This window comes from Paenibacillus sp. FSL F4-0243 (assembly GCF_037963295.1).
In the GTDB taxonomy this organism is placed as follows: domain Bacteria; phylum Bacillota; class Bacilli; order Paenibacillales; family Paenibacillaceae; genus Paenibacillus_AQ.
On the sequence record NZ_CP150151.1, the window covers coordinates 1,574,627 to 1,587,034 of the forward strand.

Annotated in this window: 10 protein-coding genes; all 10 read left to right on the forward strand. The window is 49.0% G+C overall.

Annotated elements, in window-relative coordinates; translation table 11 throughout:
- Nucleotides 1–226: 226 nt before the first annotated feature.
- The 10 genes from NSS87_RS07145 (at nt 227) to NSS87_RS07190 (ending at nt 12,405) form a co-directional block, all read left to right on the forward strand.
- Nucleotides 227–1,801, forward strand: a complete 1,575-nt coding sequence (locus NSS87_RS07145; protein ID WP_339245863.1) for a PucR family transcriptional regulator — start codon at nt 227–229, stop codon at nt 1,799–1,801.
- Between the two features lie 38 nt (nt 1,802–1,839).
- Nucleotides 1,840–2,964, forward strand: coding sequence for an XdhC family protein (locus NSS87_RS07150; protein ID WP_339245866.1), 1,125 nt, complete (start codon nt 1,840–1,842; stop codon nt 2,962–2,964).
- On the forward strand, nt 2,906–3,478 hold the full coding sequence (locus tag NSS87_RS07155) for an NTP transferase domain-containing protein (RefSeq protein ID WP_339245869.1): 573 nt from the start codon (nt 2,906–2,908) through the stop codon (nt 3,476–3,478). Before NSS87_RS07150 ends, NSS87_RS07155 begins: the two co-directional genes overlap by 59 nt.
- A 242-nt stretch (nt 3,479–3,720) precedes the next feature.
- A complete protein-coding gene (locus NSS87_RS07160) occupies nt 3,721–4,881 on the forward strand; it encodes a BMP family ABC transporter substrate-binding protein (protein WP_339245873.1) in 1,161 nt (386 codons plus the stop codon).
- Between the two features lie 109 nt (nt 4,882–4,990).
- Nucleotides 4,991–6,523 (forward strand): ABC transporter ATP-binding protein, encoded by a 1,533-nt coding sequence (locus NSS87_RS07165; RefSeq protein ID WP_339245877.1) that lies wholly within the window; start codon nt 4,991–4,993, stop codon nt 6,521–6,523.
- Nucleotides 6,520–7,662 carry an ABC transporter permease gene (locus NSS87_RS07170; RefSeq protein WP_339245880.1) on the forward strand — a complete coding sequence of 381 codons (1,143 nt, stop codon included), beginning with the start codon at nt 6,520–6,522 and terminating at the stop codon, nt 7,660–7,662. Before NSS87_RS07165 ends, NSS87_RS07170 begins: the two co-directional genes overlap by 4 nt.
- Nucleotides 7,663–7,665: 3 nt before the next feature.
- Nucleotides 7,666–8,595, forward strand: a complete 930-nt coding sequence (locus NSS87_RS07175; protein ID WP_042185778.1) for an ABC transporter permease — start codon at nt 7,666–7,668, stop codon at nt 8,593–8,595.
- 58 nt (nt 8,596–8,653) lie between these two features.
- Nucleotides 8,654–9,553: an FAD binding domain-containing protein gene (locus NSS87_RS07180; protein WP_339245882.1), complete on the forward strand. Its 900-nt coding sequence runs from the start codon at nt 8,654–8,656 to the stop codon at nt 9,551–9,553.
- A gap of 34 nt (nt 9,554–9,587) precedes the next feature.
- The gene (pucD, locus tag NSS87_RS07185; RefSeq protein ID WP_339245884.1) at nt 9,588–11,882 is read left to right on the forward strand and encodes a xanthine dehydrogenase subunit D; all 2,295 of its coding nucleotides are present in this window, start codon (nt 9,588–9,590) and stop codon (nt 11,880–11,882) included.
- Nucleotides 11,869–12,405 carry a (2Fe-2S)-binding protein gene (locus NSS87_RS07190; RefSeq protein ID WP_081386353.1) on the forward strand — a complete coding sequence of 179 codons (537 nt, stop codon included), beginning with the start codon at nt 11,869–11,871 and terminating at the stop codon, nt 12,403–12,405. Before pucD ends, NSS87_RS07190 begins: the two co-directional genes overlap by 14 nt.
- Nucleotides 12,406–12,408 lie beyond the last annotated feature (3 nt).

Here is a 12,408-nt window from a genome sequence, read left to right on the forward strand (position 1 = left end):
AATCCATCCTAATATTGTCCGATCTAATTATACTACTCACACAAGTGATGTGAACTAAAGATTAATGATTAATCAGTTATGTTCATTTGATGTTATATTAACTAACATAAAAACCATTAAATTTTAATTTCACTCTATCCAAGGAGGTTCATTTTAATTATAATGTTACATAAAATAACATTATTAATTAGAAATGGTTCAATTGATCCTAAAAAGGAGGGATGGCATGCATCTTACGGTTGAAGAAGCGTTGTCCATTTATCCTTTGTCCGAGGCGAAGCTTATCGCGGGGTCCAAGGGGAAACATCGAATTGTGAAATCGATTAATGTGATGGACGCACCTGATATTTCGGATTGGATCAAAGAAGGCGAGATGCTGCTAACGACAGCCTATTTAATCAAGGACAATCTGGAGGATGCCGCTGCTTTGCTGCAGACGCTGAATCGAAGGGGCTCATCGGCCTTGGGTATTAAGCTGGGACGATTTTGGGATGAAGTACCGGAGCAGCTGATCGCAGAAGCTGAGAGCCTTAACTTCCCCTTAATCCAGTTGCCGTTCCAGTTCACTTTTTCGGATCAGATGAATGGCCTGTTTCGCGCTGAGCTTAGCCGGAGCACTCACGTTCTGCAGAGCATAATGGAGAAGCAGAAAAAGCTGATGCAATTTGCCCTGCGATCTGTCCGCAGCCGTCCATTGTTTGACTCGGTGTCTGATGTGATTGGCCATTCACTTGTAGTGGTTAGCGCACGCGGGGATGTAATCTATAACAATTCTGAATACCAGACCTCACAGTTGCTGGAGGGATGGCCCTGGCAGAAACGGAATCAACGTTTTCGTGTAGAGGATCGTGCAGGTTATCGCACACCACTAATACAAGGAGAAAAGTGCTCGGGATATTTATTGTATTGTTCCATCGACCCTTTATTGCTCCCGGTGGAAGAGAGCTTGTTCGTTCAGGGTGCTGAACTTATTTCATATCATATTTACTCAGGATACGAGGATTATTTTGAACAGGCAGAACATAGGGAGTTCAGTGGATTGCTGAGACGTTGTCTAAATGGTAACTTATCTTACGCCGATTTAGCACAGGCTACGCTCGAATTGGAAATTGAACTGCTTCAGTCGCCATTTCAACTAGTATTAACTGATATTGTTGCGACTGTTGAAGAACGCCAAAGTGAGCTGCTTAGATTAAAAGAAGAATACACTGAACACCCCGTACTGCGGGATTTAAAGGCCATTCATGTGATTGTAGACCAAGGATTATTGTCCATCTATCCGGCAGCTCTTCAGAGTCCTGAGCAATTTCGGGATGTAATCCAGGCTTGTTTTGACAACTTGAAGTTTGACAAGGGGTATTATCCACGAGCTGCGATAAGTAGTTGTAAATTGAAGCCGGATGGGCTGAAGGAGGCTTTTGCGGAGGTGAAGGAATGTATGGGGATGCTTCAGTTTGAGGGAGTGCATGGGAATGTTGTGCATTATCGGCAGCTTGAGCTTTCCTTGCTTCTTGGGCAAATCCCGACAGAGGTCATGGAGAAATATTGCAACGGAACGCTTAGAGGACTGCTTAGTCGTGAGCCGGAGTATGTGCGAGAAATGCTGCGGACGCTGGAGGTTTATCTAGAGAACGATGGGCATGTCAATGAGACAGCCAAAAAGTTGTTTATTCATCGGAACACGGCTACCTACCGGATCGAGAAGCTTAGTGAGCTCTTGGATGTCGATTTTAAAAAAATAAATGATCTAATGAGGCTGAAGTTAGTTTTCATGTTTCGGAGAATGCTTGGGCGGGACTAAGGTCTGGATTGAAATGCAAACACGGAGGAGGGAACCTCGTGAATACACATGAGATCGCAATGCATATTCAAACCCATCAGGCGCCTGCGGTGCTGGCAACGCTGATAGAGGTGGAGGGACACTCGTATCGTAAAGCCGGAGCGGTGATGTTGTTTTTTGAAGGAGGTACGATTGGAAGCCTGAGTCCAGGTTGTCTGGAAAACGATCTGCAGCTGCGAACTTCTGAGATCTGGGAACGAGGGCTGCCCGAAATTGTGGAATACAACATGCTGTCTCCGTATGATCTGTCCTGGGGTGAGGTTGTCGGCTGTGGAGGCAAAATCAAAGTAGTGCTTGAACCCGTGCAGGGTCAGCTCTACAAGCTTTTAGTGCAGGCGAGTGACAGATTGGCTAGGGGAGAGAAGCTAATTCTGTTCCGCGAAGCAGTGGAGAACGATTTTGCCTATAAGCTGGAGCTGGATCCAGACAATGAACTGCCGCAGAGCAAGAAACATCCGAAATTATCCTACTCGGCAAAAGAAAACCTAGCGGCAGGTCGCTTTATGGCCGCTCCAGCAGAATTGACAGCATTCCATACGTCTTTCGTGCCAAGACCGCGGCTTGTGATTTTTGGCGGGGGACGTGATGTGGTTCCAATTGCGGAACTTGCTGACAGAGTTGGCTTTCGGGTTGCGGTTGCGGATTGGCGCGAAGGAAGCTTGCACAATAAGTTTCCTCGAGCTGAACAAGTAATTTGTTCCCCCATGGAGGTTGTTCAGCGATTGGGCGTAGCTCGAGAGGATTATGTATTGATTTGCAGTCATCAACTTGGGCGGGATAGACAGTTCCTGGAGAGTGTGATTCCGCTTGCCCCTCTATATATAGGGATTATCGGTTCGAAGGCGCGGATATCTCTTTTACTGGAAGGATTTGAGGCTCCTGCATCTTTGCATGCACCTGTAGGGTTGCCGATTGGAGGAGAAGGTCCGGAGGAGATTGCGGTCAGTATTATAGCAGAAATTATTCAAATTAGAAGGGTGGGCTCACGAGAGCTGCCTAAAGGAGTGGATAGTATTGAAGGTAGCAGGAATATATTTGGCAGCGGGGCAGAGCAGGCGGATGGGCGTGTCCAAGGTTTCACTGAAATTGTCGCAGGAGGTCTCACTCGGGAGCGTCGCGCTTAGTGAATTGGATCGTTGCAATCTAGAACCGCTAATCGTGGTAGTGCGTGCGGATGACAACTTGGAATGGCTGCCACCCGCGATTGAACCGCAAGGATCCAGACGTACCGAAACTTGCTTAACCGCACATCTAGGATTGTCTTTTTCACTGCGCTGCGGCCTTAATGCGGTATTGCCTTTACAGCCCGATGCAGTAGTTGTGGCGCTTGCGGATCAGCCATTTATTACTACAGCATTAGTGGACCGTCTGATACAAACGTTTGAACAATCTCCGGAGATGGATTATGTCGCTAGCGTCAGCAATGGGTCGGTTATGCCCCCGGCTTTGTTCTCGAAGACGTTGTTTCCAGCACTACAGGGATTAGATGGAGATCGAGGAGCGGCGGGGATATTGCGTTCACCTGATTATAAGGGGATTGTTCTGGAATCTGAGTCTACCCATTATTTCATGGACGCAGATACAAAAGAAGATTTTGGTGAGATTCAGGAGCAATGGATTCTGAGAAATGGAAAGTGATGTAAAGAGTAGTCTGAAAAATATTCTAAAACAGTGTTCCTTTTCCACATTTGGTCATATAATATGACACGAAACTCACCTTCCAAAAACCAATTAGTGCATTACACACAAAAAAAGTTCTGATTCTTATATTCAAATACAAACGTATGTTATATAAATTTACGCCAAGGCCACCTCTAAGTATAGTAGAAGTACATTAATGGTTGCAGCCATGATGAGAGATGATTTGGAGGAGGAGAATTATGAAAAAAAGGGGTCAGTTCATAACATCTTGTCTTGCATTAATGGTTCTAATGACGGTGACTTTGGTGGGGTGTGGCAGCAATAATAATACTTCTATAAATGCAACTGAGGCACCAGCGACAACTACAGCGGCAACAGAAGCAACTGCAACAACAGAACCGGCTGCAAAGAAACCGACGGTTGCTTTTGTTTATATCGGACCTCCAGGGGATGGCGGCTACACGTACCAACATGATCAAGGACGGTTGTATATGGAGAAGGAGTTTGGGATTAAAGCTGACTTTGTAGAAAATGTCCCTGAAAGTGCTGACGCCGAACGAATCATCACAGAGCTTGCGCAATCACACGACATCGTGTTTACAACGAGCTTCGGATATATGGATTTTACATTAAATGTAGCGGGCAAATTTCCCAACGTGAAGTTCCTGCATGCTTCGGGTTACAAAACCGCAGAGAACATGGGAACCTACTTCGGGAAAAACTATCAGGCCAGCTATCTGAGCGGCATAGCGGCAGGGAAAATGACCAAAAATAATCAGCTGGGTTATGTGGGCGCTTTTCCGATCAGCGAAGTGATCTATAACTTGAATGCTTACACCCTTGGAGCACAAAGTGTCAATCCTGATGTAAAGGTGAATGTGGTATGGACGAATACATGGTATGACCCGACGACTGAACGTCAAGCGGCAATCAGCTTGCTGGATAAGGGTGCGGATGTGCTTTTGGCCTATCAGGATTCACCTGCAACACTGCAGGCTGCTGCTGAACGAGGGGCTTTTGCCGGGGGAAATGACTCGGATATGAGCAAATACGCTCCGGACAATTATTTGACGAACCCGGTATGGAATTGGGGGCCGTATTACGTAAAAGCTGTGCAGGCAGTTATGGATGGAACCTGGAAGAGCGAGCAATATTCCGGTGATATGGCTGACGGTATGGTGGAGCTGGCTCCTTTCGGGAACAAGATCCCAGATGATGTGAAAAAGCTTGTCGAAGACGCCAAAGCCAAAATTATCAGTGGTGAGCTTGAGGTTTTCACAGGTCCGATCTCAGATAATCAAGGGAATGTGAAGGTTCAGGAGGGTCAGAAGCTGACCTTGGAGGAAGTGCTGGGCATGAACTGGCTCGTAAAAGGTGTGGAAGGAACTATCCCGCAATAATGTTCAAAAATAGGGAATAAAATGTGCACAATCTATGGGTGGGGCGGATTCCGTTAAGCGGAAACTTCCCCACCCGTACTACAACTTGAAGGAAGGAGGGGTTCAGGCCATGCGGGGAACTTCAGTTGAAATGCGGGGGATTGTGAAAAAATTCGGCTCGGTAACCGCCAGTGATCAAGTCGACTTTTCGGCAAATGCGGGTGAGATTCATGCGTTGCTTGGGGAGAATGGGGCCGGGAAGAGCACGGTGATGAGCATGCTGTCAGGGGTGTATAGAGCAGACGAAGGAGAAATCTTCATTCATGGGAAAGGTGCTCAGATCCGTTCTCCTAAAGATGCTGCGCAACTGGGTGTAGGTATGGTGTTTCAGAACTTTAGGCTGGTGCAAAGCCTCACAGCAGCAGAAAATATCGTGCTTGGCGAAAAGTCGTCTTTCTGGCGCGGCCGTAAGTGGATGAAGAACAAACGCGAGGAGATAGAGGCATTAGCGGAACGGTTTGGACTGAATTTCCCGGTGGATCGCCCGATCTGGCAGTTGTCCGTGGGTGAGCAGCAGCGTGTTGAAATCGTTAAGACGCTGTATCGCGGGGCTGACATTATTATTCTGGATGAACCAACCTCAGTATTGACCCCGGGAGAGGTGAAACAGCTATTTGAAACGCTGCGGGTCATGAAGCAGGCAGGAAAAACGGTCATTATGACTACTCATAAAATGAAAGAGGTTATGGCGTCCTCCGATCGGATTTCCGTCATGCGCAAAGGGAAAATGATCGCCACACTGACCACGGCAGATACAGATGAACTGGAGCTGGCTCGTCTGATGGTGGGCAAGGAAGTAACCATCACCCGTCAAGAACGGGAAGCCACTGAAGGGGATTCTTTATTAGAAGTGAAAGATGTGGACGTATATGCCGATCACGGGCGAAAAGCACTGGATCACTTCTCTCTGAACGTATGTAAAGGGGAGATTGTAGGCGTAGCTGGGGTAGCTGGCAATGGACAAAAGGAACTGGCTGAAGTGTTAACAGGTCTTAGAGGCTGGAAAAGTGGTGAAATCACGTTTGATGGAAAGACGGTGAAATCGGCTTCGGTTAGAGGGGCAATTGATTCAGGAATCTCCCACGTGCCGGAGAACCGGATGAAGAGCGGTTTAGCTGGACGCCTCGGATCGGTGGATAATCTTTTGTTTAAGTCTTACCGCTCAGAGGAGCACTCCAAATTTGGTTTCTTGAAGTCCGCGAAGAACCGTTTGTGGTCACAGGAGCTGGTCCAGCGCTTTAACGTCAAGACACCTGAGCTGGAGACGCCAGTACAACAGTTGTCAGGTGGTAATCAGCAGAAGCTGCTCTTTGCACGTGAAATCAGTCATCGGCCTAAGCTGATGGTCGCCGTTCATCCGACACAAGGGCTGGATGTAGGTGCCACGGCTGGTGTTCACGACCTTCTTATGGAGCTGCGTGGTTCAGGTAGTGGCGTGTTGTTAATTTCGGAGGATTTAGATGAATTGCTTCAGTTGTCCGACCGGATTCTAGTGATCTATAACGGCTCAATTATTGGTGAGAGTACACATGAGGAAGCGAATCGAGAGAGCATCGGACTACTAATGGCTGGTATTCATAATAGAGAGGAGAGCGCCGTATGAGCCTGGAGAATGGAAGAAATACCGCAGCAGCAGTACTGGAACCCCTCCCCTCCCACTCCGGAAAACGATTCTCTCTACGTTTCGAATACGATGCCAGCCGCATCCGTTCTCCTTGGTGGACACCTATTGTATCTATAGTTTTAGCGCTATTGTTGTGTGCCCTATTTATTGCGGCGAATGGTATGAATCCGGTGCTGGTCTATGAAAAAATGTTTCGTGGCGCATTTGGCACTGCGTATGGGCTCACGGAAACGATGGTTAAAGCGATCCCGCTACTCCTATGTGGGCTTGGGATTGCTGTGGCTTACCGCATTTCGGTATGGAATATTGGAGCAGAAGGCCAGTTAACCGTTGGGGCTATGGCGGCCACAGCGGTCACGATTTATTTTCCTGACTTACCTTCATTCTGGTCCCTGAGCTTAATGCTGCTGTTCGGGATTGCCTCGGGTGCGCTTTGGGGACTATTGACTGCTATTCCGCGGACGCATTTTGGAGTGAATGAGCTAATCACTTCATTAATGCTGAATTATGTTGCCCTATTGGCGCTCGATTACGTGGTATTCGGACCTTGGAAAGATCCTAAAGGTTTTAATTTCCCGGGATCACCTATGTTTACTGCGGCTCAGTCGCTGCCTGTTCTCGGAAGTACAAGATTGCATATTGGATTGTTATTTGGACTTATCGCCGTTGTGATTTATTACTTAATGATTCGTTTTACCAAGTGGGGTTACGAGCTCCGTCTGATTGGGGCCAATCCTGTTGCAGCCAGATACGCGGGGATTCCTATCAAGCGCCATATTATTATCGTCATGCTGATCAGTGGGGGGCTCGCCGGGATCGCTGGCATGGCGGAGGTCTCCGGTGTTACACACAAGCTGATGCAGGGCATTTCACCGGGTTATGGATACACCGCCATTATTGTGGCTTGGTTGGCCAAATTGAATCCACTCGGTCTAATCGTTACTTCTATTTTATTCGGTGGCTTAATTGTTGGCGGATATAGTGTTCAAACCATCGGGCTGCCCTCATCGATATCAGAAATGCTGCAGGGCTCCATCCTGTTTTTCTTGATTGCTGGCGATATGATCTATCGTTTCCGCATTCGTCGTAGCCGGGTTCAGCTGAAAGGGGGGAGATAGGCGATGGATTTTACAACACAGCTACTTATTGCCGCTATTTCCGCAGGGACCCCGCTGCTGCTGGCTACGCTGGGAGGCATTCTAAATGAAAGAGCCGGCATTATACAGCTTGGGGCTGAAGGTCTGATGCTGATGGGAGCGGTGACCACTTGTATCGTGTATATTCGCTCCGGAAACCTGTTGCTGGCTCTGCTGGCTACCGTAGCTGTAACGGCTGTGCTTGGTTTGCTGCATTCTTTTCTCTGTGTGACCTTGCGGGCGAATCAAACGATGTCCGGTCTTGCGATGACCTTGTTCGGCAGTGGGTTGAGCGCTTATCTTGGTAAACCGATCAGCGGCATTCCTTTGCCGGGAACCTCCCCTAAGCTGCATCTGGCTTGGCTGGAAAATGTACCGTTCATTGGAAAAATATTCGGCAACATGGATTACCTAACCTGGTTCAGCCTGCTGCTAGTGCTTGCTTTGCATCTGCTAATTCACCGCACTTCATGGGGCCTGCATTTGCGGGCAGTCGGAGACAGTCCGGCTACCGCAGATGTGATGGGGATCCGTGTGCAGCTTATCCGCTACAGCTATGTGATCACCGGTGCTGCTCTCATCGGCCTGGCCGGAGCGGATATGGTATTAGCCTACGCGCCAACCTGGAATGAAGGGCTGACAGCCGGTCGAGGCTGGATTGCGGTAGGGCTAGTGATTTTTGCCAGATGGAATCCGCTGCGCGCCTTGTTCTGCGCTTACTTTTTTGGGGCATTGGATTCACTTGGCTTCCGTATTCAATTGCTGGGCAGTGCAGTTCCGCCCTATTTTCTCAAAATGATTCCGTACCTTGTGACCATTCTGGTCCTGATGTACCTGGGGTACCGCAATCGCAACAAACCATCCGGTACACCGGAGGCGCTCGGAGTTCCTTATATTCGGGAACAAAGGTTTTAAGGCAGGCTATACGAGAAGGGAAGCGGCAATCTGGTACTCAAAAAGGGAGGCGGAGTGTATGGGAGTTATACGGGAAGAGGATGGAAGACTACCTGAAGTAATTCAACCCCACAGCCTGCACGAAGCTTGGGAGAGAAAAACGGCGTTTGGAGACAGTTCCCGATATGTCGCAGGAGGAACATTGCTGAGAACAGGGTGGGAAAATGGAACGGATCATATGCCCAAACAGCTGATTGATCTTCGGCAAATCACAAATCTCGGCGACATTACCTTAACGGAATTTCACTTATCTCTGGGCGCTCTTGTTCCACTCTCCCAGTGCCGCAGTAATGAGCATTTGCAGGCCGTGGCTCCTGCGCTGCAAGAGGCTGCACGTTGCATAGCGGCTCCGTCGGTGCGTAATCTTGCCACGCTCGGGGGCAATATCGCTTCTGGCTTCGGAGATATTCTACCTGCGTTACTGGTCTATGACGCGGAGTTAATCTCCTTTGACGGCAAATTTATGACGGCACTACCTTTGATAGAGTGGCTAAACAATCACTGGAGCGGGATAAAACCTGCGGCAGATCTTGTGGCTGAGATTCGCATCTCACCTACTCGCTTAGAGAGTCCGTTAACGGATAGGCTAGAAATTTTTCGTAAGGTTGGCCGCAGGGAAGCGTTCACCCCTTCACTTGTAACGGTAGCAATCTCAGCATCAATCGATGAGGAACTCCGTTTCCGTGAGGTGCGTATCGCCGCAGGTGGGGGCTCTGGGCGGCCGCAGCGACTAAGTAGAGCTGAAGTTATGCTTGAAGGTGTGAGGTATACAGAGGAGCTGTTGGCTTCTTTATATGAAGAGGTTGAGAACAGCTTTGAGACGTATAGTGATCCCTTTGCATCAGAACTTTACAAGAAAAAGACTGCTGGGAATTTGGTTGTATCTGAGCTGTGGAAGGCTATGAATATACGGAGTTAAGAGGTGAATAACCCGACGAAAGGAGAGAGGGAAAATGCTGCTGAATAAGGAATCCAGCGGTAGCCGCTGGCGTACACGACCCGATGGAGAGGGCAAGGTATCCGGTAAGCTGCAGTATTTGACCGACATGAGGGCAGAAGGAATGTTGATCGGCCGCGTGCTCCGCAGTGAGCAGGCACATGCTCGTATTTTGTCCATACGCATTGAGAAGGCCGTTGAAGTCCCTGGTGTACACGCTGTAATTACTCATGAGGATGTGCCCGGACTTAACGGCTTTGGCATAGCTTTGCCGCATCAACCGGTATTTTGCAGTGACCGTGTGCGTTACACTGGCGATGCGATTGCGGCAGTCGCGGCAGAGACGGACGAAATTGCGGAATACGCCTTATCTCTTATCGAAGTGGATTATGAGCTTCTACCCTTACTCGAGAATCCGGAAGAGGCGATGAAAAAGGACGCAATTTTGCTGCATGCCGAGGGAAACGTGCTTCATCATACGGAATATCGGAAAGGGGAGCCGGAAGCGGTATTTACGGATTGCTGTCATGTGGTAGAGGAGACTTATTATACAACACGCCAAATGCACACCTATATGGAGACTGAAGGTGGACTGTTTATCCCAGAGGATAACGGACGGCTTACCGTATATTCAGCTACACAACATGGGTTGATGGATCGCCTGCAGCTATCCAGAATTCTGGCTATTCCTCAAGAAGATATTCGCGTCATCTCGAGTCCTATCGGCGGGTCCTTTGGAGGAAAAGACGAGCTGAATGTACAGCCATATGGAGCGCTGCTCGCCTTGCGGACACTCCGTCCGGTAAGACTGCATAATTCGAGAGCTGAATCGGTACGTGCAGGACTAAAACGCCATCCCATGAAAATCACCATGAAGACTGGCTGCGACCCCGAAGGAATCATCAGGGCACATCAGGTCAGAATTATTTCGGATACGGGAGCTTACGCAACACTGGGGGCGGAGGTGCTCAACTTTGCGACAGAACATGTGATGGGCCCCTATATCATCGATCATGTGGATGTGAAGGGTTTTGCTGTATATACCAATAACGGTGTATCTGGTGAATTTCGCGGTTTTGGCGGCAATCAGGCGATTTTCGCTTTGGAGGGACAAATCGATCGGTTGGCTGAGCGATTGCAGATCGATCCGTGGGAAATGCGCCGCCGCAATTTGCGTAAATATGGAGATCTGGGGCCGCTGGGTCAGGAAATTGCTCAGACCGATGGTGCCTTTCAGGTGTGGGAAGCGCTGGCGGGTTCGCCTCTTATGACTGAGGCCGCATCTACAGACAGTGATTCAGGTGTTGTGGAACCTTGGATCGTAACTGGAACGGGTGCTGCTATAGCTATGCATGGTGCAGGACTTGGCTATGGTATTCCCGATCCGGCGGGTGGCAGGCTCTCTTTGACGCTAGAGGGCAAAATTGAGGCGGTGTTTGGTTACGAGGAGTTTGGTCAGGGGTTAATCGCAACAATGGAACAAATGCTGATTGAACAGTTTGGCTTGGCGGCAGAGGATCTAAGCATCGTCATTGGCGATACGGATGTTGTGCCCGATAGCGGATCTAGTACGGCTTCCCGATCAACCAGCATGATGTGGATGGCCTTAAAACGGCTGCGTCCAGACTTCACCGCTCGAGTGCTGCAGGCAGCTGCGATGATAAAGCCAGAGCTGGATAACTATGAAATGAAGCTCGGCCCTGGCGGCATTTGGCTAAAAGACGGCGGTCTGCTTCTGACTTACAAGGACTTGGCACAGCATATTTCAGAACCCATTGTCTGTAATACAAAGTTTACTTATCCAACCACACCCTTTAAAAGAGTGGGGGCACATTTCCTATACACCTATTCTGCAATCGCAGTCCGCGTGGAAGTTAATCTGCTTACTGGACGTGTTCGTGTACTGGATCAATATCATGCGGTAGCGGCGGGACCGGTGGCTAATCCGCAAGGTTATCTTGGACAGATCGAAGGTGGCAGCAGTATGGCGGTCGGTTTCACCTTGTCAGAGGATGCTGTGATGTCTGGCGGCAGCTATGTCACCAAAAATTTAGACACCTATTTGGTGCCGACCATTGCCGACATGAATGGCAGCATTCAGGTGCAGCCGATAGAGGATTTGCCGGATCATGACACGTACGGTCCTCGCGGCATTGGAGAGGTGGGTTCCGTCAATTTAGCTCCGGCAGTCGCGTCAGCCATATTTCAGGCTGTAGGGAAACGGGTAACCAAGCTGCCCATTGATCCCGAATGGCTGCAGTCTACACCGTTTATTCCACAAAAGGTGGTGAACATCCATGTCGAGCCATAATTCAGATGCGAATCTAGATGAAGATAACCTTGACCCCTTATCGTCTGAGGAAGCCTTTGCAGAAGAGAGGTTCACCTTTAATTGCAATCTTAATGGCAAAGCGATATCCACGGAGATTCCACCCTCCCGCCGGCTTTTAAAGGTCATACGTGAAGATTTGGAGCTGACCGGCACAAAACGTTCTTGTGAGATTGGCCGCTGCGGGGCATGTATGGTGCTGGTGGATGGACGTCCAGTGAATTCATGTCTGGTCATGGCCTATCAATGCTCAGGTGCGGAAATTACAACGATTGAGGGTCTTAGTGAAGTAGGCCTGCATCCCGTTCAGCGGGCTTTTTTAGAAGAGGGGGGGTTCCAATGCGGTTATTGCACACCAGGGATGGTCATCTCGGTGGTTGCTCTGCTGGAAGAGAACCCGCATCCTACTCAGGCTGAAGTGGAAGAAGCTTTATCGGGTAACATTTGTCGCTGTACGGGGTACGGTGGTATTTTACGAGCTGTTAACAAAGCTATTGGAGGTTGAGTG

Bases quoted from the DNA above. Each gene is read 5' to 3' on its own strand.
- NSS87_RS07170 (WP_339245880.1), top strand. From the start codon at position 6,520: ATGAGCCTGGAGAATGGAAGAAATACCGCAGCAGCAGTACTGGAACCC.
- NSS87_RS07165 (WP_339245877.1), top strand. From the start codon at position 4,991: ATGCGGGGAACTTCAGTTGAAATGCGGGGGATTGTGAAAAAATTCGGC.
- NSS87_RS07180 (WP_339245882.1), top strand. From the start codon at position 8,654: ATGGGAGTTATACGGGAAGAGGATGGAAGACTACCTGAAGTAATTCAA.
- NSS87_RS07145 (WP_339245863.1), top strand. From the start codon at position 227: ATGCATCTTACGGTTGAAGAAGCGTTGTCCATTTATCCTTTGTCCGAG.
- NSS87_RS07190 (WP_081386353.1), top strand. From the start codon at position 11,869: ATGTCGAGCCATAATTCAGATGCGAATCTAGATGAAGATAACCTTGAC.
- pucD (WP_339245884.1), top strand. From the start codon at position 9,588: ATGCTGCTGAATAAGGAATCCAGCGGTAGCCGCTGGCGTACACGACCC.
- NSS87_RS07175 (WP_042185778.1), top strand. From the start codon at position 7,666: ATGGATTTTACAACACAGCTACTTATTGCCGCTATTTCCGCAGGGACC.
- NSS87_RS07160 (WP_339245873.1), top strand. From the start codon at position 3,721: ATGAAAAAAAGGGGTCAGTTCATAACATCTTGTCTTGCATTAATGGTT.